At 64.8% G+C, this 22,334-nt stretch carries 21 protein-coding genes and 1 tRNA gene; 14 read left to right on the forward strand and 8 right to left on the reverse strand.

Annotated elements, in window-relative coordinates; genetic code table 11:
* Positions 1-318 precede the first annotated feature (318 nt).
* Complete coding sequence (locus CSC73_RS11680) at positions 319-2,646, forward strand: TonB-dependent receptor plug domain-containing protein (RefSeq protein WP_163840604.1); 2,328 nt, start codon at positions 319-321, stop codon at positions 2,644-2,646.
* Positions 2,647-2,817: 171 nt separating this feature from the next.
* On the forward strand, positions 2,818-3,450 hold the full coding sequence (gene upp / locus CSC73_RS11685) for a uracil phosphoribosyltransferase (protein WP_163840605.1): 633 nt from the start codon (positions 2,818-2,820) through the stop codon (positions 3,448-3,450).
* A 161-nt stretch (positions 3,451-3,611) separates the two neighbouring features.
* Here the strand turns inward: upp and CSC73_RS11690 are convergent, their stop codons facing one another.
* The 7 genes from CSC73_RS11690 to rsmD all read right to left on the reverse strand — a co-directional run bounded on the left by CSC73_RS11690 (position 3,612) and on the right by rsmD (position 9,078).
* On the reverse strand, positions 3,612-4,502 hold the full coding sequence (locus tag CSC73_RS11690; RefSeq protein ID WP_163840606.1) for an MBL fold metallo-hydrolase: 891 nt from the start codon (positions 4,500-4,502) through the stop codon (positions 3,612-3,614).
* Between the two features lie 137 nt (positions 4,503-4,639).
* A complete protein-coding gene (locus tag CSC73_RS11695; RefSeq protein WP_163840607.1) occupies positions 4,640-5,221 on the reverse strand; it encodes a hypothetical protein in 582 nt (193 codons plus the stop codon).
* A gap of 69 nt (positions 5,222-5,290) precedes the next feature.
* Positions 5,291-7,066: a gamma-glutamyltransferase gene (ggt, locus tag CSC73_RS11700; protein WP_163840608.1), complete on the reverse strand. Its 1,776-nt coding sequence runs from the start codon at positions 7,064-7,066 to the stop codon at positions 5,291-5,293.
* A complete protein-coding gene (locus CSC73_RS11705) occupies positions 7,063-7,317 on the reverse strand; it encodes a YfhL family 4Fe-4S dicluster ferredoxin (protein ID WP_093281583.1) in 255 nt (84 codons plus the stop codon). Before CSC73_RS11705 ends, ggt begins: the two co-directional genes overlap by 4 nt.
* 86 nt (positions 7,318-7,403) lie before the next feature.
* Positions 7,404-7,892 carry a hypothetical protein gene (locus CSC73_RS11710; protein WP_163840609.1) on the reverse strand — a complete coding sequence of 163 codons (489 nt, stop codon included), beginning with the start codon at positions 7,890-7,892 and terminating at the stop codon, positions 7,404-7,406.
* Positions 7,893-7,939: 47 nt separating this feature from the next.
* Positions 7,940-8,446: a pantetheine-phosphate adenylyltransferase gene (gene coaD / locus CSC73_RS11715; protein ID WP_163840610.1), complete on the reverse strand. Its 507-nt coding sequence runs from the start codon at positions 8,444-8,446 to the stop codon at positions 7,940-7,942.
* On the reverse strand, positions 8,443-9,078 hold the full coding sequence (gene rsmD, locus CSC73_RS11720) for a 16S rRNA (guanine(966)-N(2))-methyltransferase RsmD (RefSeq protein ID WP_163840611.1): 636 nt from the start codon (positions 9,076-9,078) through the stop codon (positions 8,443-8,445). Before rsmD ends, coaD begins: the two co-directional genes overlap by 4 nt.
* Positions 9,079-9,125: 47 nt before the next feature.
* Here rsmD and ftsY point away from each other — a divergent pair, with 47 nt between their 5' ends.
* From ftsY to CSC73_RS11740, 4 genes are all read left to right on the forward strand, one after another.
* Entirely contained in the window at positions 9,126-10,253 is a 1,128-nt protein-coding gene (gene ftsY, locus CSC73_RS11725) for a signal recognition particle-docking protein FtsY (protein ID WP_163840612.1), read from the forward strand.
* A gap of 107 nt (positions 10,254-10,360) precedes the next feature.
* Positions 10,361-11,611, forward strand: coding sequence for an AsmA family protein (locus CSC73_RS11730; RefSeq protein WP_163840613.1), 1,251 nt, complete (start codon positions 10,361-10,363; stop codon positions 11,609-11,611).
* Positions 11,608-12,675: an A/G-specific adenine glycosylase gene (mutY, locus tag CSC73_RS11735; protein WP_163840614.1), complete on the forward strand. Its 1,068-nt coding sequence runs from the start codon at positions 11,608-11,610 to the stop codon at positions 12,673-12,675. Before CSC73_RS11730 ends, mutY begins: the two co-directional genes overlap by 4 nt.
* Before the next feature lie 10 nt (positions 12,676-12,685).
* On the forward strand, positions 12,686-12,955 hold the full coding sequence (locus tag CSC73_RS11740) for an oxidative damage protection protein (protein ID WP_163840615.1): 270 nt from the start codon (positions 12,686-12,688) through the stop codon (positions 12,953-12,955).
* Positions 12,956-13,107: 152 nt separating this feature from the next.
* On the opposite strand, the gene CSC73_RS11745 is transcribed toward CSC73_RS11740, so the two are convergent.
* Positions 13,108-13,560 carry a DUF6491 family protein gene (locus CSC73_RS11745; protein WP_163840616.1) on the reverse strand — a complete coding sequence of 151 codons (453 nt, stop codon included), beginning with the start codon at positions 13,558-13,560 and terminating at the stop codon, positions 13,108-13,110.
* Positions 13,561-13,722: 162 nt separating this feature from the next.
* On the opposite strand from CSC73_RS11745, the gene CSC73_RS11750 reads away from it, so the two are divergent.
* The 8 genes from CSC73_RS11750 (at position 13,723) to CSC73_RS11785 (ending at position 22,113) form a co-directional block, all read left to right on the forward strand.
* A tRNA-Phe gene (locus tag CSC73_RS11750) sits at positions 13,723-13,798 on the forward strand.
* 288 nt (positions 13,799-14,086) lie between these two features.
* On the forward strand, positions 14,087-16,297 hold the full coding sequence (locus tag CSC73_RS11755) for a TonB-dependent siderophore receptor (RefSeq protein ID WP_163840617.1): 2,211 nt from the start codon (positions 14,087-14,089) through the stop codon (positions 16,295-16,297).
* A 38-nt stretch (positions 16,298-16,335) separates the two neighbouring features.
* Complete coding sequence (locus CSC73_RS11760) at positions 16,336-17,556, forward strand: PepSY-associated TM helix domain-containing protein (RefSeq protein ID WP_163840618.1); 1,221 nt, start codon at positions 16,336-16,338, stop codon at positions 17,554-17,556.
* 219 nt (positions 17,557-17,775) lie between these two features.
* Entirely contained in the window at positions 17,776-17,988 is a 213-nt protein-coding gene (locus CSC73_RS11765; protein ID WP_163840619.1) for a hypothetical protein, read from the forward strand.
* 168 nt (positions 17,989-18,156) lie between these two features.
* Positions 18,157-18,693, forward strand: a complete 537-nt coding sequence (locus tag CSC73_RS11770) for a lipocalin family protein (protein WP_163840620.1) — start codon at positions 18,157-18,159, stop codon at positions 18,691-18,693.
* Between the two features lie 54 nt (positions 18,694-18,747).
* Entirely contained in the window at positions 18,748-19,224 is a 477-nt protein-coding gene (locus tag CSC73_RS11775) for an LEA/WHy family protein (RefSeq protein ID WP_163840621.1), read from the forward strand.
* A 312-nt stretch (positions 19,225-19,536) separates the two neighbouring features.
* Complete coding sequence (locus CSC73_RS11780; protein WP_163840622.1) at positions 19,537-21,327, forward strand: acyl-CoA dehydrogenase C-terminal domain-containing protein; 1,791 nt, start codon at positions 19,537-19,539, stop codon at positions 21,325-21,327.
* 132 nt (positions 21,328-21,459) lie between these two features.
* On the forward strand, positions 21,460-22,113 hold the full coding sequence (locus tag CSC73_RS11785; RefSeq protein ID WP_163840623.1) for an HNH endonuclease: 654 nt from the start codon (positions 21,460-21,462) through the stop codon (positions 22,111-22,113).
* Positions 22,114-22,334 lie beyond the last annotated feature (221 nt).

The raw sequence follows: 22,334 nt of genomic DNA on the forward strand, positions 1-22,334 counted from the left end.
CCCGCTCCTACATTTTGCACTTCCTTTTCACGCTTTGGCTTTGCAAAGCTGCCTGGCGAAACATTGAAGCGATTCCGCGATGCGTTCTCCGCATGGGCGGACCTGGTGGGCCGAAATCGTCTGCGCATCGAATCGGGAACTTCTACGTCCGCAATATGAACCCCGCATGTCAGTCGCGTGACCCGGACGCCATTGCCGTGGATTGCGCGAACCGGAAACAAAATTGAAACCCGAACCGCGCCGCTCTCCACGCGCGTCATATTTCCGCCACAACCCTCCCGTAGAACATGCGGATTAACTTCACGGGGAAGCGTGGCAATGAAGAAGAACCTCCTTGCGGCAGGCCTGTCGCACGCCTTGGCCTGCGCGGCGTTCGCGTCGTTTACGGCTACCGCGCTGGCGCAGACGGCGACGCAAACGCCGGACGGCGCCAGCGAGGCCAAGCAACTGGACACCATCGTGGTGCAGGGCGAGATCACCTACCGCAACCGCTCCGACGACACGGCTCCGGTGCTGTCCTACGACCTGGAATATTTCCAGCGCTTCGAGCCGTCCACCGTCGGCGACATGCTCAAACGCCTGCCCGGCGTGACCTTCGTCGGTTCCGACATCATGGAATTCGATGGCGTGATGATGCGCGGCATGGCCGCCGGCTACACCCAGGTGCTGATCAACGGCAAGAAGATGCCGGGCGCCGGCGACGACCGCTCGTTCTGGGTGGACCGCATCCCGGCGGAAATGGTCGACCATATCGAGATCCTGCGCAGCACCAGCGCCAACCGCAGCGGCGACGCCATCGCCGGCGCGATCAACATCGTGCTGCGCGATGCCTACGCGTTCGACGGCAGCTACCTGCGCCTGGGCCTGAACCGCTGGTACGACGGCGAAGTGAATCCGACCTTCGGCGCCGTGACCAGCGGCGAAGCCCTGGGCGGCCGCCTCCTCGCCGGCATCAACGTGCAGGACCGCTACCGCGCCAAGGTCAAGCGTTCGGACCGCTTCGGCGACCCGTCGATGGAAGAACTGGTCAGCTTCGAGGACCAGACCGAAGTGAAGGACGGCCGCGACTATTCGGCCAACCTTTCCTACACCGCCGATGTCGGCGAAACCGGGCGCTTCAGCATCGACGGCTTCTACGTCAAGACCGACCGCGACGTGAAAGAGGTCTCGCACGAGATCGAGTTCGACGACGAGGACGTGATCGAAGCCAACGTTCCGGGCTTCAACCCCATCGACCAGAAGAACTGGGGCATCGGCGCCGAGTACCGGTTCGACATGGCCGGCGGCACCACCGAGTTCGACCTGGATTACGCCAAGTTCGAGGACAACAGCGCCGAGCGCGAGGAGTCGCACGAGTACGTCAACGGCGAGTGGGACGCCTCCGAAGCCGAGGCTTCGGCCGTGCAAGCCGACGACACCGAAACCAGCTTCAAGATCGCGCACAAGCGCCCGGTCGGCGGCGCCGAACTCGAGTTCGGCGCGGACTACCGCAAGAAGAAACGCGACGTCGTCTACACCAACTACGAGTGGGAAGCCGAGGAAGAAGGCGACCCGGTCGTGTACGAACTCGACGGCACCGTCGGCTCGCTGATCGAGGAAACCCGCGTCGATCCCTACGTCATGCTGACCGGCAAGGGCGAGGTGTTCTCGTGGGAAGCCGGCCTGCGTTACGAAACCACCAAGTCCGACATCCGCTACAGCGAGGACGACGAAGTGGAAGGCACCGCCAGCAACGACTACAACGAACTGCTGCCCTCGCTGCACCTGAAGTGGGACCTGACCGATGCCGACCGCATCAGCCTGTCGCTGGCCAAGAGCGTCAAGCGACCGAACTTCAACGAGCTGATTCCGGCCGTGCTGGACGGCGAATTCGGCGACAACGACTACGTCGGCAATCCGCTGCTGGATCCGGAAACCGCCAACGGCATCGACCTGGGTTTCGAACACCGCCTCGGCAAGCACGGCGTGATCGGAGTCAACTTCTTCTATCGCGACGTGAAGAATCTGATCGAACTGGTCAACACCGGCGAGTTGAGCGAAGACGCGCAGGATACCTACGAGGAAGAGCTGGAGGAATTCCTCGAGGAGAATCCCGGCTCGACCGAGGACGATTTCGAGTTCGACCCGGAAAGCTGGCTGTTCACCTCGGCCAACGTCGGCGACGGCAAGGTCTACGGCGTCGAGTTCGATCTTTCCACGCCGCTGACCGCGCTGGGCATGCCGAACACCGGCGTGTTCCTGAACTACTCCTACCTCAACAGCAAGGTCACCGATTTCATCGGCGAGCGCCGCTTCAACGACCAGGCCAGAAGCGTCTACAACATCGGCTTCATCCAGGACCTGCCGTCGTGGGCGGCCAGCTTCGGCGCGACCTACCGCAAGCAGGGCGACGCCTTCAGCCGCATCCTGGCCGAGGAAGTGACGGTCAAGTACGGCGACGATCTGGAAGTGTTCGTGGAGAAGCGCTTCGGCAAGACGCTCTCGGTACGGCTTAGTGCGGCCAACCTGCTGGATGCGTCGAAGGACGAATACTTCCACAAGTTCGACAACGAGGCCGACCAGATCGACCGCGACTACGACGAATACGAGCTGGAATCCGAAGAGGCAGGCCCGAGCTATCAGCTGGTCATGCGCTGGGCGTTCTGATTCGCTAGTCCTTCGCTAGTCGTGGGAGCGCCGTCCCGGCGCGAGCTCTTGCTCGATGACCCTATGCAAAGCAAGAGCTCGCGCCGGGACGGCGCTCCCACGCTTTACGGTTTCGACAGTACGCGAGGCTTGAGGCAGACTGGGAACATCATCCTTGCGGGTAGCCTTGCCATGAAGATCGTCGAAGTCCGCCATCCACTGGTTCGCCACAAGATCGGCCTGCTGCGCAACGCCAGCCTCAACACCAAGGATTTCCGCGAACTGGTGACCGAGCTGGGCACGCTGCTGGCCTACGAGGCGACTGCGGACCTGGAAACAGAAGCGGAAACCATGGCCGGCTGGGCCGGCCAGGTGCAGGTGCAGAAGATCGCCGGCGCCAAGATCACCCTGGTGCCGATCCTGCGCGCGGGGCTGGGCATGCTGCCTGGCGTGCTGGCGCTGATTCCGACCGCACGCGTCAGCGTGATCGGCCTGCAACGCGATGAGGAAACCCTGCAGCCGGTGCCCTACTTCGAGCGTTTGACCGGCCGCCTGGAGGAACGCGATGCGTTGATCCTGGACCCGATGCTGGCCACCGGCGGCACGCTCATCGCCACCATCGACATGCTCAAGCGCGCGGGCTGTAGGCGGATCAAGGGCATCTTCCTGGTCGCCGCGCCGGAAGGGTTGGCGGCTTTGGAGAAAACGCATCCGGATGTGGAGATCTACACCGCCGCCATCGATGAGCGCCTCAATGAGCGCGGTTACATCCTGCCGGGGCTGGGCGATGCGGGCGATCGGATTTTCGGGACGCGGATTGGGTGAAGCTTCTCTCCCTTCTCCCTGCGGGAGAAGGTGGCGCGAAGCGACGGATGAGGGTACGGCGAAGTCCATGATGCCCGAACACATGGACTCCGCCGTACCCTCACCCCAACCCTCAGCCGCTTGAGGCGGCTTCGATTCCCGCTGGAGAGGGGCTCAAACCATCAAGCCGCCAGCGGCCGCGCGTGCAACTCAGCCACTTCATGCGTGGTGCCGAAGCGGCCCTTCTCGTCCCGCGTCACCTGCGCCAGCGCGCATTCCGTGTCGTGGGTGAAGAACAGGTGCACGTTGCGCGCCAACTTGTCTTCCAGAAACGCGCGCTTCTCGTCGATCAGCAGTTCCGCATTGCGGTCGTAGCCCATGGTGATGGGCACGTGCACCCAGGAACGTCCCGGAATCAGATCGGCGCAGAACACCACGCCGCCGTGCGCCTGGCCATCGACGATTTCGGGGCCGACGATTTCCGCCAGCATCAGCCCCGGCGTATGGCCGTCGCTATAGCTGAAGCGCACGCTGCGGCCGAGCGCCTTGGAAAATTCGCCATCCACGATCTCAAGCCGCCCGCTGGCCTGCAGCAAGCCCGGCAGCTCGGGAATGAAACTGGCACGGTCGCGCGGATGCGGGTGCAGCGCGCGTTGCCAGTGTTGCGCGCCGACCACGTAAGTCGCGTTGGGGAAAAGCAGTTCGGGCGCCCTGCCCTCCGCCCATGGCGCCAGCAGGCCGCCGGCATGGTCGAAGTGCAGATGGCTCAATACGACGACCTCCACTTCCTCATGGCCGAAACCGGCGGCGGCCAGCGACTCCAGCAGCACGTGCTGCGGCTCCTGTACGCCGTAGCGTTCGCGCAGCTTCGGTTCGAAGAACGCGCCGATACCGGTTTCGAACAGCACGGTCTTGCCGTTGAGCGGACTGGCCAGCAAGGCGCGGCACGCCAGCGCGATGCGGTTCTCTTCGTCCGGCGGCGACCATTTCTCCCACATCGCGCGCGGCGCATTGCCGAACATCGCGCCGCCGTCGAGCTTTTGCGAATTGCCTAGCAGGGACCAGAGTTTCATGACCCGATTGTACTCCCGCCTTTTGTAGGAACTCGTAGGAGCTCGTAGGAGCGACGTGAGTCGCGAAACCAATGCCATTGGCCTTCGCGACTCACGTCGCTCCTACGACAGTTCTACGACGCGCCCTGCCGTAAGGCCTACTCTTTTTCGGGTACGGCCGAGAAATAAAAGGTGAATGCGCCCTTGCTCTCGTCAGCGGCTTTCACCGCGATAGGCGCCAGCGCGCCGGCCGAGGCCACCCAGCCTTGCCCGCTGACCGCCGGTTGGTCGCTGCTCTTGAACCAGCCGCTGCGCCAGCCCTTGATGGTGATGGGGATGCGCTTGCCTGGCGCCAGTTCGAGGTTGGCGCGGGCATTGCGGTCTTCGGCCACCACCACGATGTTGCGGCCGCCTTCGGAGGTCATCGCTTCCTGTTCGAACGCGAACAACGGCTGGCCGTCGGCCTCGATGGCGAAGCGCCAGTCGGCATTGCCTACCGCACCATCGTGCTGCACGGCCACGCGCTGCAATTGCAGGCGCAGCTCCTGCGGTCCGGCGGGTGCGGCCGGTTTCGCCTCGGCGGGCTTGGCGGTGGCCACCACGGCCGGCGGCGGCGCCTCGTCCTTGATGTCGTTGCGGATGTTGACGTAGACCGTGGTCAACGCGGCGATCAGCGCCGCGCTGCCGGTGAGTATCGCGGGCAGATGGTTGATGACCGGCTTTTTTTCGTTGTCCGCCACGCGATCCCGCCTATGAGAGTGAAGAGGTAGCAGGCGGATTCTATCGCCGTTGCTGGCGAACGAAATCGCTCAGGGTTTGGGTGGGTCGGCTGCGATCACCACTTTGGCCCCACCGACCGGATTGCGCGGGTCGCTGCCCGCGGACAATACGTCGCTTGCCCGGTCCCAGGCCACGGTCTGCAGGTTGCCCCAGACATGGCTGGAACCGCGACCGCCGGCCGCTTCGTCGCCAGGCAGATCGACCTCGTGCCCCATCGCTTCCAGCGTCTTGGCCACTTCCGGCGAGAACGCACCGCTTTCGGCGGAAATCGCGTCCGGCAGCCATTGGTGGTGGTAGCGCGGCAGCGCGGCGACCTGCTGCGCGGACAGCCCGGCGTCGTAGCCCAGGACGCCCAGCAACACCATGGTGATGATGCGGCTGCCGCCGGGGGTGCCCAGCACCACGACCTTGTCGGGAGATTCCATGAAGGTGGGCGTCATGGAGCTGAGCATGCGCTTGCCAGGCTTGGGCGCATTGGCCTCGTAGCCCATCACCCCGAAGGCGTTGGGTGTGCCGGGCTTGAGGGCGAAATCGTCCATTTCGTCGTTGAGCAGTACGCCGGTGCCGGGCGGTATCAGGCCCGATCCGTACAGCAGGTTGACCGTCTGCGTGCCGCCGACCCGGTTGCCTTCGGCGTCGATGATCGAAAAGTGGGTGGTTTCGTCGTCCTCCAGCGGCGTCGGCTTGCCCGAGAGCAGATCGCTGGGCGTGGCCTTGTCCGGATGGATGGTGGCGCGAAGGCCTTGCGCGTAATCGCGGCTGGTCAGCACCTTCTGCGGGATCTCCACGAAATCCGGATCGCCCAGGAAAAAGGTGCGGTCGCGATAGGCGCGGCGCATGGCTTCGGTCACCAGGTGGATGCGGTGCGCTTCGTCCAGTTCCTGCAGGTTCCAGGGTTCCAGGATCTGCAGCATTTCGGCCAGCGCGATGCCGCCGGAGGACGGCGGCGGCGCGGTGGTCACCTTCCAGCCCCGGTAGTCGAGGCTGATGGGCGTGCGCTGTTTCACCTGATAGGCGGCCAGTTCCCGCGCGGTCCAACGGCCGCCGGCCTGGTTCACGCCCTTGATCAGTTTGCGCGCGGTCTCGCCACGGTAGAAACCGTCGAAACCTTCGGCCGCCAGCAGCTCCAGCGTGTGCGCCAATTCGGGCTGACGGAAGATGTCGCCTTCCGCGATCGGCTTGCCGTTGCGCAGATAGACCTCACGCGTACCCGGGTAGCGGTCCATGATTTCGCGACGCGACGCGTAGCCTTTGGCCATGCGCGCGTACACCGGAAAACCTTCGCGGGCGATACGGATGGCGGGCGCCAGCGATTGCCGCAACGGCAGACGGCCGTACTTGCCGGCCAGTTCCACCAGCGCCGCCGGCAGGCCCGGAATGCCGGCCGACCACGGGCCGTTCATCGAGCGGTCCCGGTCCAGCTCGCCTTTCTTGTCCAGGAATTGCTCGGGCGTGGCCGATTCCGGCGCGTACTCGCGCGCATCCAGCATCACGTCCTTGCCGCTGCGGGCGTCATGCAGCAGGAAGAGCCCGCCACCGCCCAGACCGGAGCTGATCGGCTCCACCACCGACAAGGTCGAGGACACCGCCACGGCCGCATCGAAGGCATTGCCGCCTTCGGCGAGCACCTGCAGCCCTGCGTCGGTTGCCAGGTGGTGGCCCGAGGCGATGGCCGCGCCCGGCGGGTGCGCAGCGAGCGAAGCGGAAACGGGCCGCGTCTGCGGCGAAAGCGCCAGGGCGGTCGCAGGCAGCAGCGCTACCGTGCATGCGAATAGGAATCCAGCCAAACGCTTGCGCGATTTCATGCCTGCTCCTGTTGCAGCCGGCGCAGTTTCGCCAGCAGGTCCTGCTCTGTTTCGGGAAATGCCGGGTCGGGGTCGATGCATTCCACCGGGCAGACGACCACGCATTGGGGTTCGTCGTAGTGGCCGACGCACTCGGTGCATCGTGCGGGATCGATGACGTAGATGGTTTCGCCCATGGCGATGGCCTGGTTGGGACAGGCCGGTTCGCACACGTCGCAGTTCACGCACAGCTCGTTGATCTTCAGTGACATGGTTGAAGGTTCAAGAGCGCTGTTTTGCTGGTTCCGGAGTTACTGGTCCGCAAGGCGTGGCCGCGACGCGGCCACGCCCGCGCGGATCACTTGGCTTCGACGAAAACGTAATCGGCGCCGGTAGCGGTGACCGCAGCCTTGACCCGCTCGCTGTCGGCAGCCTGGCCGATGAAGATGATCTTGACCTTCTTCATGGTGTCCGGCGGCACGTCCTTGAAGCCGGCCACTGCGATGTCGGCCATCTTGGCCGATTCGGGCGAACCGAACGCGATCAGGTTGCCGCCGACGATGCCGCGCGCCAGGGCGTTGCGGACCTGGTCAAGCTGGCCCTTGTAGTCGCTCTCGAACTTGGGATTGCTCTGGCTGGTCAGGTAATAGACGAACGGGCTGTTGGTGATGTCGCCCATGTTGCGGCTCACCACGTCCTGCAGGTACGCCTTCCAGGCAGCGTCGTCGGCGGTGGTGGGAGCGGTGAGCGGCGCCGTTTCCACGGGCGCGGCGGCTTCCTGCTTCTTGCAGGCGGCGAACGTCAATACTAGGCAAGCGGCGAGCAACAGTCGTGTGGCGATCTTCATGGTTTTTTCCCCTCCGATAAGTCTTGCGGTGAATGGTACGGCATGGATCAGCCCGCAGTCTTGAGCCGCCACTGTTCCTGCAGCGCGACGGCCACCGCCTGCGGCACGAAACCCGACACATCCCCGCCAAGCCGCGAGATTTCGCGCACCAGCGAGGACGAAATGAAGCCATATTGCTCGGCCGGAGTCAGGAACAGCGTTTCCACTTCCGGAATGAGGTGGCGGTTCATGCTGGCCAGCTGGAATTCGTATTCGAAATCGGAAACCGCGCGCAGCCCCCGCAGCAGCACGCCGCCGCCTACTTCCTTGACGAAATGCGCGAGCAGCGAATTGAAGCCGCGCACTTCCACGTGCGGGTGATGGGCCACGGCCTCGCGCGCCAGCCTTACCCGCAGTTCCAGCGGCAGCGCCGGGCCTTTTCCCGGGCTTTCGGCAACGCCGATGACCAAGCGTTCGAACAAGGGGCCGGCACGATCGATCAGGTCGATGTGGCCGTTGGTGATAGGGTCGAATGTGCCGGGATAAACCGCGATGCGGGTGCGTGCCACAGTCATTCAGGAGCCGCCACGGAAATGTTGCCGTTCAGTGTATCAGTGCCGCGCCGGCCGGGTGCGCGGTAGAGGGCGAAACGCACCTCGCGGGTGCGGCCTTCGCGGTGCAAGCTCCATTGCGGCGGCAACGCAGGCGCCTGGTCGTGCGGAGATTCGACGTACACCCACGCATCCGGCGCCAGAGTCGGCAGCAGGACGTCGAGCGTCGCCTGCCAGAGGCCGGCGCCGAAAGGCGGATCGACGAAGGCCAGATCGAACGAAGCAGGCGCCTGCCGCGCCAGCCAGGCCAGCGCATCGCTCTGCGCTACTTCCACCGACGCTTGCGCCGACAGACGCGCGACCGTCGCGCGCAGGGCCTGGGCCAGGGCCGGGTCGCGCTCCACCAGCACCGCGCTGGCCGCGCCGCGGGACACCGCTTCCAGGCCCAGCGCGCCGGTGCCGGCGAACGCGTCGACCACCCGCGCGCCCGGCAGCACGGGCATCAGCCAGTTGAACAACGTCTCGCGCGCCCGGTCGCTGCTGGGACGCAGGCCCGGGCTGGCCGGCACGGACAGACGGGTGCCGCGCCAGCGTCCGCCGATGATGCGGATCTTGCCGGCCTCGGCGGCGTGCGGGGCGGGTTTCATCGGGGCCATCGGGGTGCCGGTGCTAGCATGTGCGTATTCTCCGATATCCCCGAGCAATGGTCAGTTTTTTCCGTCGCAAGAAGCCCGCCTCCGGTTCCGAAACTCCGCCTGAGAGCGACGCCACACGCCGTTACAGTACGGAAGAGCTGGCCGCCGCATTCCCCGAAACCAGCCGGGAAAGCGCATCCACCGATCCAGTGGTGGCCGCCGAAACCATCGCCGAGGCACCGCCGACCGAAGCCACCCTGCCCGCTGCCGCGCCGGCCGGAAAACCCGGGTGGCGCGAACGCCTGCGCGGTAGCGGTTTCGCGCGCGGCCTGGGCGGGTTGTTTTCCCGCAATCCCAAGCTGGACGACGATCTGCTGGACGAGATCGAAACGGCCCTGCTCACCGCCGACGTCGGCGTGCCCGCGACCACGGCCCTGGTCGAAGGCCTGCGCAAGCGCATGAAGGCGCGCGAATTCAGCGACGCCCAGGCCCTGCTCAAGGCCCTGCGCGCTGAACTGATCGCGATGCTGGCACCGGTGGCGCTGCCGCTGCAGATCGACCGCGCCCGCCGGCCTTTCGTCGTGCTCACCGTCGGCGTCAACGGCGTGGGCAAAACCACCACCATCGGCAAACTGGCACGCCGCTTCAAAGAACAGGGCCACAGCCTGATGCTGGCCGCCGGCGACACTTTCCGCGCCGCCGCGGTGGCGCAACTTCAGACCTGGGGCGAACGCAACGGCGTACCGGTGATCGCCCAGGGACAGGACGCCGATGCGGCATCGGTGGCGTTCGACGCGTTGCAGGCGGCCAAGGCGCGCGGCATGGAAGTGCTGATCGCCGATACCGCCGGGCGCCTGCACACGCAACAGGGCTTGATGGCCGAACTGGGCAAGATCCGCCGCGTGCTGGGCAAACTGGACCCCAGCGCGCCCCACGAAGTGCTGATGGTCATCGACGGCACCACCGGACAGAACGCGTTGTCGCAGCTGCGCCAGTTCCATGCCGCCGTCGGCGTCACCGGACTGGTGGTGACCAAACTGGACGGCACCGCCAAGGGCGGCGTGGTGTTCGCACTGGCGCGCGAGTTCGGCATCCCGATCCGTTATGCCGGCATCGGCGAGCGTTCGGAGGATCTGCGCGTGTTCGATGCGGAGGCCTTCGTCGATGCGTTGCTGCCGGAAACGCTTGGCGCGTGAGACAGACCGTCGGGCATTCTGAATGCCATCGGCGTGTACATAAAATCCGTTCGTGGGTTGCGACAGAATGAATGCCACCAGGTGATCAAATACCCGAGCGCGTCCGCGTGACTCGGCGCCGCAAGATCGCGCTGCTGGCGTTGGCGGCCGTGGTCCTGTCCGGCGCGGTCGTATTGCGCTGGCTATTGGATCCGGCATGGCTGGTGCCGCGGATACTGTCGATGGCCGGCGATGTGCTGGGAATGCGGATCACCGCCGAAGGCGCAGGCGACTACCGCCTGCGCGGCACGCCGCAACTAGTGGCGCGCAATGTCGTGGCCCGCGACGCGGACGGCGATGCGGTGATCCTTCGCTCCGAACGCATCTTCATTTCGGTGCCGTGGTCCACCTTGCGCGCGCGCGGCAGCGACCTGACCGCAAACCGGCTGGAACTGGATGCGCCGGTGCTGGACATGGCCGCATTCCAACGCTGGCAGGCCAAACGGCCACCCAGCGACACTCCAATGCCCACACTGTCGCGTGGAATCGGCATCGTGCGCGGGCAAATCCTGGGCAACGACTGGAAGATCGAAGCACTGGATGCCGAGTTGCCGTCGCTGACGCCGGGGCGACCCTTGCGCATGCGTCTGCGCGGGCGCTATGCAGGCGGCGAACTGCGGGTGCCGGTCGACGTCTATGCAAGTTTGACCAAGCCAGAAGTAGGCGCAGGCGTTGGAGTCGTAGGCCAGATCACGCTCGAAAGCGCACAGTGGCGACTGCCTTCGCGGATCAACCTGTCGGCGAAACTGCGCGGCAAGCAAGGCATCGGCCTGGACAACGCCGTACTAAGCGCACAGTCGCGCTATGTCTCCGGGGACACTTCGCTGCCGTTCGCGTTGGGCCTTGCCGGACCGCTGCTGCTCAGCGACAAAACCATCGCCCTGCAACCCGTGGGCGTGTCGCTGCGCGGCCAGGACGTGATGCCCACACTGGATGCCGCGGGCGGCTTGTCCCTCGCCGATGGTCTGCGCATCGACCTTGATGGCGACCTCGCCGGCTGGCCCTCCGCATGGCCGGCCCTGCCGCCGCCACTTGGACAATCCAACTCGCCGCTTCCCTTCGCACTGCACTACGACGGCGCCAGCGACCTGTCGGGAATAGCTGCCTTACGACTGCAACGCGACCGGACCGAATTCGACGGCCGTTTCCGCCTGTTCGAAATCATGGACTGGAGCGCAGCCGGTACCAAGGGTTCCCCGCTTCCGCCCCTCAGCGGCACGTTGACTACGCCCAAACTGGAAGTGTCGGGTGCGGTGCTGGAAGGCGTTGAGCTGCAAATGGAAGACCCCAGCATTCCCGCGAGCCGCGTGCCGGAATGAGCGCTATGCCAGAGACCTTCGCGCAGCGCCTGCTGGAATGGTTCGATCATTCCGGCCGCCACGACCTGCCTTGGCAGCATCCGCGCACGCCGTACCGCGTATGGCTGGCGGAAATCATGCTGCAGCAGACGCAAGTGAAGACGGTGATGCCGTACTTCGAACGTTTCGTCGGCGTGTTTCCCACCCTGGCGGATCTGGCCGCGGCATCGCTGGACCAAGTATTGGCGCAATGGTCCGGGCTGGGCTATTACGCCCGCGCGCGCAATCTGCACGTGGCCGCGCGTCGCTGCGTCGAACTGCACGGCGGCGATCTGCCGCGCGATTTCGATGCGCTGATCGCGCTGCCGGGCATCGGCCGCAGCACCGCCGGTGCGATCCTTGCGCAGGCCTGGGGCGATCGCTTCGCGATCCTGGACGGCAACGTCAAGCGCGTGCTCACCCGCTACCACGGCATCGCCGGTTGGCCGAACGCGCCAGCGGTGGAAAAGGAATTGTGGGCCTTGGCGCAGTCGCACCTTCCCCATTCGCGCATGGCCGACTACACCCAGGCGCAGATGGATTTCGGCGCCACCCTGTGCACGCGTCAGAACCCGGCCTGCATGCTGTGCGTACTAAGCAGCGATTGCGTCGCGTTGAATGAAGGCCGCGTCGAAGAACTTCCCACTTCCCGTCCCGGCAAGCCGTTGCCCGAACGCACGGCACTGGTGCTGCTGGCGGAGAATGCGGCGGGCGAAATCCTGCTGCAGCGTCGCCCGCCGACCGGCATCTGGGCTTCGCTCTGGTCGTTGCCGGAGGCGGAAACCCACGAACAGGCACGCGTCTGGTTCTCGGCGCATCTGCAGGGCGATTACGATGGCGCCGAAGCACTGGCAGAAATCCCGCACACCTTCACTCACTACCGTCTGCGCATGCATCCGCTGCATTGGCGGACGCTCGCTGCGCGCGATGCTGTGCGCGACAATGACGATCTGCGCTGGGCGGCGCGCGCCGAGCTGGTTTCGCTGGGACTGCCCGCGCCCATCCGGAAACTGCTCGGCGGATTGCCCGCATTGCTCGGCGAATAAAAGGACAGCCATGCCAAGAACCATTTTCTGCGAATACGAAAAACGCGAGGCCGAGGGCCTGGATTTCGTTCCCTATCCCGGCGAACTGGGCCAGCGCATCTATGCGCACATCGGCAAGTCCGCCTGGGCTGCGTGGCTGGCGCACCAGACCATGCTGATCAACGAGAACCGCCTGTCGCCGCGCGATCCCAAGCACCGCGCGTTCCTGGAGGCGGAGTTGGAGAAATTCCTGTTTTCGGGGGAGGCGGAAAAGCCTGCGGGGTATGTGCCCGAGGAGTAAACCCTTCTCCCGCCGGGAGAAGAGCCTGCCCCGTACTTGATACGGGGTGCCCGTAGGGCGGATGAGGGTGCGGCGGAGTCCATAAATCTGTACCACATGGACTCCGCCGTACCCTCACCCCAACCCCTCTCCCGTCGGGAGAGGGGCTTTTTTCAACCGCCCGCAGCTGCCTCCCGCTCCACCAGCTGGGCCTCGCGTAGATCCTTCTGCGCCTGTCTGAGCGCTTTCACATCCAGCGGGCGAATGGTTTCGATTCTGCAGGGAAGCCGCATGCTGGGCGCGCCGCCTCCGTGCACGTAGACATTGTCGAACCGCGCCGAGACGCTGTTGGCGATGCTGCTCAGGCTGATCGCCGGAGCGAATTCCAGGTCGTTGCAAGGACCGTAGAGTTCCAGCAGATAGGCTTGGGTAGGTTTGGTCCAGACCGCCAGCGCGGTGTCGCCCAGTGGAGTCCATCCGTTGAGATGACCCAGGTACTGGAAGCTCTTGACCGGCTCGCCAGCGTGGCCCTTGTACAGGGCCAGGGTTTCGGCGTCGGTCATCCGGGTCGTGCTGCAAGCCCCGAGCGACAGCGTCAGGGCCAGCAATAAGAGCGTGCGTTTCATGCTTTGCTCCGGGTCGTGGAGGGGATTCGCGCCAATAATGCGCTCCCCGGGTTGAAGCAAAACCAACCGCTCCACCGCGTGTTCAGCGCACAGGCGGCTTGCCGCGCGGGCCCCGTCCCCGTATCATGCCGCCCCTCACTTCGGCTTGGCCGCAGGTGCAGCGGCCGGGTAGCTCAGTCGGTAGAGCAAGGGATTGAAAATCCCTGTGTCGGGGGTTCGATTCCCTCCCCGGCCACCATTTCTGGTGGACCAAAGTTGATGTTTACCGAAGGGTTTCCAGCGATGGAAGCCCTTTTTGTCTTTGGCTCCCGCAGGCGTCCGCGCATAGCAGCTTGCTTTTTAGCCTGTAACCCATTTCTCGCAAAAGAAGCTCGGGCTACCTCATGGCCTCGCCATGATGCGCGTACGCCCTCTGAGACACCTTCAATCCATACAGAACGGCCGGATGTGCGGCGGTTGAAATACGATCCATTCTCAATAGATAATGATTCTCATTATCTTAAAACCCTCGCCTTCCGGAATATCCATGCGATCCCCTTCCATCCAGACCCTTCCCTTGCCTTCCTCTCCTGTTGCCGCCTTGCGGCGCGCTTTGTTGTCTCGGTGCATGGCGGTTGCGTTGTTCGCGCCGGCAACCGTGCTTGCCCAGGACATGCCGGGAACTGCCGACGCCAAGACCTTGGACGCCGTGGAAGTCCAGGGACAAGCGAATGAGGGCTATGTCTCCGGGCACAGCGGCGTCATGAAGACCGACGCCCCGCTCAACGAAATCCCGCAATCGATCTCGGTCATCAGCAAGGAGCAGATCCGCGACCAGAACGCACAGACCATGCAGGAAGTGCTGCGCTACACCGCCGGCGTGCGTTCGGAGATGTACGGACTGGACAACCGCGGCGACTGGTTCACGCTACGCGGCGGCAGCGAAGGTTCGGTGCTGCTAGACGGCCTGCGCGTGCCGCTAACCGGCTGGTACGGCGTGGTCCGCAACGAACCCTACGCCTTCGAACGCATCGAAGTGCTGCGCGGCCCGGCCTCGGTGATCGCGGGACAGAACGGCCCCGGCGGCGTGGTCAACCTGGTTTCCAAGCGGCCGCAGGAAACGGCGCAGCGCGAGATCAGCGTGCAGGTGGGCAACGACAGCCACAAGCAGATCGCCCTGGATCTCACCGGTCCTTTGAACAACGACGGCACGCTGCTGTACCGCCTGGTCGCGCTGGGCAAGGACAGCGGCACCCAGGTCGACCACGCCGACGACAAGCGCACCTTCATCGCTCCGTCGCTGACCTGGAAGCCCACTGACAGCACCACACTGACGGCCTACGCCGAATACCAGAAGGACGAAACCGGCAACACCAACGGCTTCTTCCCCATCGTCGGCACGCTCACGGCGGCACCCAACGGCAAGATTCCGTACGACACTTTCATCAGCGAACCCGATTGGGATTACTACGGCGGCACCCGCAAGCGGGCCGGCTACGAGTTCGAACAGAAGCTGGGCGACAACTGGACTCTGCGCCATCACCTGCGCCACGACGACATCGACGGCAAGATGCGCACCATGTACGCGGCCTGGTGGGAAGGCTTCGTCGATGCCACCGGCGCACCGGATCCGGATGGCACTTATCTCAACCGCTTTTGGTACTTCACCGACGACACTGCGCGCATCAACAACGCGGATCTGCTGTTCGAAGGAAAACTGACGCTCGGCCGCACCCAGCACACCTTGCTGTTCGGCGTGGACGCCATGAACTCGCGCATGCGCCAGGTTTCCTGGGGGGATGGTGTCGCTACCCCGTTGGATGTGTACAACCCTGTCTACGGCACTTTTCCGCTGCCCGCGTATCTGGACACGCCGGCCACCGACACCGTTACCCGGGTGCGCAACGTCGGCGTGCTGGTTCAGGACCAGATCAAGTTCGACGATCGCTGGGTGCTGGTGGCCGGTTTGCGCCATGATCGAGCGAAGACGGACACCTTGGTCACTTACGAAGGTACGCAGACCCCTTCGCGTACCGAAGATTCGGCGACCAGCAAGAATCTTGGTCTTGTCTACCTTGCAGACGGCGGCTGGTCGCCTTACGTGAGCTATTCCGAATCGTTCGAGCCTGTAGCCGGTACCGACTTCTTCGGCAACGCGTTCGAGCCGAAGCGCGGCAAGCAGGCCGAGGCCGGCGTGAAGTGGTCGCCGGAGAATGGCCGCATCACCGCCGCCGCTGCGATCTATCAGTTGAAAGAAAAGAACCGACTCAGCGCCGATCCCGCACATACCAACGAATCCGTCCAGCGCGGCGAAGTCACCGTGAAAGGAGTTGAACTGGAAGTAGCGGCCAACCTGACCGCTTGGGATTTGATCGCCAACTACACCTACATGGACGCGCGCCAGACCAGCGTCGGGGAAGATTCGCTCGCCTATCTGGACAAGCAGTTGAGCGGCATCCCCAAGCATTCGGCCGCGGTGTGGGCGCTGCACAAGTTCGACGTCTACGGCGTGCCCGGCCTGAAGGCGGGCGCCGGCGTGCGTTACGTCGGCAAGACCAGCGATGGCATCGACGTGACCACCACCCCTTCGAGCACGCTGCTGGACTTGATGCTGTCCTACGAAACGGGCCCATGGCGGCTGGCGCTGAATATCGCCAACGCGACCGACAAGACCTATATCGCCACCTGCCTGGACCGCGGCGATTGCTGGTTCGGCACCAAGCGCAAGGCGATCGCGACCATCGGGTACCGCTGGTGAACCCCATGCGATCCGCAACGCAGGAGTAGGAAAAACAGATGCGTCGGTCTTTCGTACTCCTGCACCGCTGGTTCGGCCTGTTCATCGCCGTCTTCCTGTTCGTATCGGGACTGACTGGCGCGGTGATTTCGTGGGACCACGAGTTGGACGAGTGGCTCAATCCCCAGTTCTATCACGCCTCCAGCACGGGCCAGCCGCAATCCACGCTCGCCTTGGCTGCCCAGGTGGAAGCGGCCGATCCGCGCATACGCGTGACCTATGCGCCTCTGGCGGTGGAACCCGGACATGCGCTCAACCTGTCCATCGAACCGCGCGTCGACCCCGCCAGCGGCCAGTTGTACGACGTCGACTACAACGAGGTCGCACTCGATCCCGCAAGCGGCAGGATCCAGGGCAAGCGCATGTGGGGAGCGGTCTCCCTGTCGCGCGAAAACCTGCTGCCGTTCCTGTACAAGCTGCACTACAGCATGCACATCCCCGACGGCTGGGGCATGGAGATCGGCGTGCTGTTCATGGGCATCGTCGGCATCGTCTGGGCGATCGACAGCGGCATCGCGCTGTGGCTTTCGTTCCCCAACCTGCGCGCCTGGCGCAAATCGTTCGCCTTCCGCTGGCGCGAGCGCGGCTACAAGCTCAATTTCGACCTGCATCGTTCCGGCGGCGTATGGGTATGGCTGCTGTTGCTTACGCTGGCGATCACCTCGGTGTCGATGAACCTGGGCCAGCAGGTGATGCGGCCGCTGGTGTCGACGTTCTCGACGCTGACCCCTTCGCCCTTCGATACGCGCACTCCCGCCCCGCTGGAGAAGCCGATAGAACCCTCCATCACCCGCGAGCGCAGCGTCGAGCTGGGCATCGCCGCCGGCCGCATGCGCGGTTGGCAGGCGCCGGCCGGCGCGGTGTTCTACTCGTCCATGTATGGCGTGTACGGCGTAGGCTTCTTCGCGCCGGGGCAGGATCATGGCGATGGCGGACTCGGTAATCCCTGGCTCTACTTCGACGCGAACACCGGGCAACCGGCGGGCGCGGAGGTACCGGGTACCGGTTCGGCCGGCGACATCTTCATGCAGGCGCAGTTCCCGCTGCATTCGGGCCGGATCATCGGCGTGCCTGGCCGGATACTGGTTTCGCTGATGGGCCTTCTGGTGGCGATGCTGTCGCTGACCGGCGTGCTCATCTGGGCGAAAAAACGGGCGGCACGGGTCCGCTCATCAGCGGTGCGCAAAGCGCGTCCGTCGCAGCTGGCCAGCGATATCTAGACGCATCGCGCTGCCGTCCCGAGTTGTCGCCAAGCGGATTTTCGCGCGCAGTCAGACTTTTCCTACCCAATGCCGCGCCCTCGCCCGACTGCGGTGCGCTTGCGGCACGGGCATTCTGTGCCGGCGATGGAATCGCCGTTACGCACAAGGAACAGAGTGCCGCGATCAACCCGCAGCCGAAGCCGCCATGCTTCGCTGGGACCGACCGGATACCTGGCCATGACCCGCTCCCTGCTGATGCTCCGCCCTTCCTACGAAGGCTGGAAACTGATGGACGACGGCAAGCCCATCTTCTGGTTCCCCGAAAAGTCGGCCGCCCTGGCGGTCGCCAACACCATCGCCGAAGCCCGGCACACCTTCTCCAACAGGCCCACCGGCGTGGAAGTGGAGAGCGAAGGGAAGCCGCCCGAGCGGGTCAGCACCTACGGCTGAGCCGCCGGACAACACCCGGCAAGGCACGAAGACGGAACTTCCCAAGGAAAGCGATCCAGATCAACCGCTTGGCCTACCCCGGAGGTCGCAGATCAGGCGCAACGACTACTTTACACATCGCGTGCTGCGGGCAACTTAAGCTGTGCCTCCGATTGCGGAGCCCGATGCATGCGTAGCCTGACCGCCGTGCTGTTGCTGCTGGCCTGCGTCGCCCCCGGCGCCCAGGCCACCAACCCCGTCACTTCGGTGCCGGCCCTGGATATCTCACGCTATGCGGGCCAGTGGTATGAAATCGCCCACCTGCCGATGTCCTTCCAGGACAAATGCACGGGGGATATCACCGCCGCCTATACCCTGCGCGAAGACCAGCTGATCGGCGTACGCAACGCCTGCCGCACCGCCAATGGGGAAACCAGTGTCGCCGAAGGTCTGGCGCGGCCGGTGGAAGGCCACCCCGGACGGCTGGAGGTGCGCTTCGCGCCCAACTGGCTGTCCTGGCTGCCTTTCGTCTGGGCCGATTACTGGGTGATAGATCTGGACCCCGGCTACACCTGGGCCGTGGTGGGCGAACCGGACCGCGAATATCTGTGGATACTGTCGCGGGAGCCATCCATGGACCGCGCTCTGTTCGAGCAGATCAAGGCCCGCGCCGCCGCCATGGGCTACGACCTGGGCCCACTGATCATGGCCGCGCCATTGCGGTAGAGGTTCACCCCATACGCCGTAGTATCCTTGTCCATCGCTGATCGGAGGATGGGCATGAAGGGTGTCGCGCGTTGGGTTTGTCTTCTGTCGATTTCGGTTTTCCTGGCCGCGTGCGGCGGCGGGCTGGTGCGGCGCGTTTCCGAGCCGGCTGCCAGCATCCAGCAACTGACCGTCAATGCCGACGGCAGCTGGTCGCTGGATCTACGCCTGCAGAACTACAGCAGCATCCCCATGCGCTTCGACAGCGCCGACCTTGCCATCACCGTCGGCGACCAGAGCGCCGGCAGCCTGCGCGCCGCGCCCGGGATTTCCATCGGTCCGGAATCTGCGGATGTGGTCAGCCTGCCTTTCAAGCCGACTGCGGAAGCGCGCATGGCGGTGGCCGATGCCCTGGCCGGCCGGCATTCGCTGGGCTACACGCTGAAGGGCAAGCTGCAGGCGGTGCCGGACGAGAAGAAGTCCCGCTCCTTCGACATCGATTCGCGCAATACGCTGAATCCGGTGCCGGGCCTGGACGGCGTGTTGCGCTGACTTGTGGAATCGGGAATCGGGAAGGATTCGCTTTGCCCCCTTTGGAAAAGGGGGCTAGGGGGATTTGCTCTTGATCTTCTTGCTTTAAGACGAGCAACAGCAACAGCAAAAGCAAATCCCCCTCAATCCCCCTTTTTCAAAGGGGGAGGCGAAAGCGGAATGCTTGATTCCCGACTCCCGACTCCCGACTCCCGACTCCCGACTCCCGACTCCCGACTCCCGACTCCCGACTCCCGACTCCCGATTCCCGATTCCCGATTCCCGACAACCCATTCCCGATTCCCAACAACCCATTCCCCATTTCCGGACCCCATGAGCACCTACAAAGCCCCACTGACCGATATCCGTTTCGCCCTCTACGACGTGCTGGGCGCGGAAGCGCTGTTCGCGAAATTGGGTTATGGCGAGGCCACGCGCGACGTGCTGGACGCCGTGCTCGACGAAGCCGCGCGCTTCACCGAAACCGTACTGGCCCCGCTCAACAGCGTGGGCGATGAGATCGGCTGCTGCTTCGACAAGGCCACCGGCGATGTGACCACCCCGCCCGGTTTCCAGCAGGCGTACAGCCAGTTCATCGAAGGCGGCTGGACCGGCCTGACCGCGGCGCCGGAACATGGAGGCCAGGGCCTGCCGCATGTCATGGGCGTACCGCTCAACGAAATGATCAACGCCGCCAACCTGGCCTGGGGCAACTTCCCGCTGCTGTCGCACGGCGCGGTGGAGGCATTGAGGCAGCATGGCGAAGACTGGCAGCGCGAAGCCTTCCTCAAGCCCATCGTCGAGGGCCGCTGGACCGGCACCATGTGCCTCACCGAACCGCATTGCGGCACCGACCTGGGCCTGCTGAAGACCCGCGCCGAACCCAATGCCGACGGCAGCTACGCCATCAGCGGCACCAAGATCTTCATCACCGCCGGCGAGCACGACCTGACCGAGAACATCGTGCACCTGGTGCTGGCGAAACTGCCGGACGCGCCACCCGGCGCCAAGGGCATTTCGCTGTTCGTCGTGCCCAAGTTCAAGGTCGCGCGCAACGGCCGCATGGGCGAGCGCAATGCGCTGCGCTGCGGTTCCATCGAACACAAGATGGGCATCAAGGGCTCGGTCACCTGCGTGATGAATTTCGACAGCGCCGAAGGCTACTTGGTGGGCCAGCCGCACAAAGGCCTGCTGGCCATGTTTACGATGATGAATACCGCCCGTCTGGGCGTGGGCCTGCAGGGCGTGGGTTTGTCCGAACGCGCCTACCAGAACGCGTTGCGCTATTCGCTGGACCGCCTGCAGACGCGTTCGCTCAGCGGCCCGAAATTCCCCGACAAACCCGCCGACCCGATCATCGTGCACCCCGACGTGCGGCGCATGCTGCTGACGGTGAAATCGCTGGTCGAAGGCAGCCGCCTGCTCGCCCTGCACGCGGGCACCCTGATCGACGTCGCCCACCACGCGCAAGACCCGGCCGAGCGCGAACAGGCCGACGTGCTGGTCAGCTTCCTGACCCCGATCTCCAAGGCCTGCCAGACCGAATGGGCCATCGAGAACACCTACCACGCCCTGCAATGCTTCGGCGGGCACGGCTACATCCATGAACACGGCATGGAGCAGCTGGCGCGCGACGCACGCATCACCACGCTGTACGAGGGCACTACCGGCATCCAGGCGCTCGACCTGATGGGGCGCAAGACCGCTTCGACCAAGGCCGCCGGCCTGAAGCTGTTCCTCGCGCAGATGGAGGCGTTCGCCAAGGAGCACGAAGGCGATGCGTCGCTGGCCGAATTCATCGTGCCTCTGCGCCAGAAAGCCGCCGAATGGACCGCGCTGACGCAAGGCATCCTGCAGCGCGCGTCGGCGGACCCGGAAGAGATCGGCGCGGCCAGCACCGACTACCTGTTCTATTCCGGCTATGTCGCGCTGGCCTATTGGTGGACGCGCAGCGTGGCCGCGGCGGAGGCTTCGGCGCACAGCGATGCGTTCAAGCAATCCAAGCGCGAGACCGCCCGCTTCTACTTCGCCCGAATCCTGCCGCGCACCCTGACCCATGCCGCGGCCATCGAATCCGGCGCGGCGCCGCTGATGGCCATGGAAGCCGAACGCTTCGGCGCATAGCCCCTTGTAGGAGCGGGCCCTGCCCGCGACGCTTTCCGGCCGGGAAAAGCGTCGCGGGCAGGGCCCGCTCCTACAGAACCGAGACCGGGCTGTACACAAATCATCAACATTTAGGTATAACCTGTTTCCCCGATGGAAGCAGACCCAGCTCAGCTTCACCGTATCGGCGCCAGATCCTCCGCGATCCCGGTCCTCTCCGCGCTGCACCCTGCCTCCCGCTCCAACACCGTGCGCCTGCTGTCGCTGGATGCGCATGGCCGCGTGCTGGACTGGATCAACTGGCAGGACGCCACCTGCCTGTACGCGCGCGACGCCGTCGCCTGGACCCTGGGCGACCCCTGCCTGCGCGTGCACGGCGGCACCAGCCGCATGACCGGCGAACAGAGCATCATCGAGCTGCACCCCATCGTCGCTTCGCGCGGCCATGCGCGCTCGCATGCGCTGTCGCCCACGCCTACCCTGACCAACACCGCCCTGTTCGCCCGCGATGCCCAGCTGTGCCTGTATTGCGGCCACGAATACTCGCGCCCCAGCCTGACCCGCGACCACGTGCTGCCGCTGTCCAAGGGCGGGCGCGATATTTGGGAAAACGTGGTCACCGCCTGTTTCCATTGCAATTCCCGCAAGGCCAACCGCACCCCGCAGCAGGCCAACATGCCGTTGCTGGCGGTTCCGTACCGCCCCAGCTGGATCGAGCACCTGATTCTTTCCAACCGCAACATCCTGGCCGACCAGATGGCCTTCCTGAAGGCGCAACTGCCCAAGCGTTCCAAGCTCTCGGCCTGATCTTGAGCCCCTCTCCCGCCGGGAGAGGGGTTGGGGTGAGGGGCAACGAAGGTCAAGGCGTATCAGACATCCGGACTCCGTTCGCCCCTCACTCGGCGCTACGCACCGACCTCTCAGCCTTGCACACCCTGCGGGCGCCGATGGAATAGGTGTTCAGGCATTTGCTTGCCCCTCCCCCGGATGGGGAGGAAAATGCGGCGAATGATCGACCCCACCCGCTA

This window comes from Pseudoxanthomonas sacheonensis (assembly GCF_010093305.1).
In the GTDB taxonomy this organism is placed as follows: domain Bacteria; phylum Pseudomonadota; class Gammaproteobacteria; order Xanthomonadales; family Xanthomonadaceae; genus Pseudoxanthomonas_A; species Pseudoxanthomonas_A sacheonensis.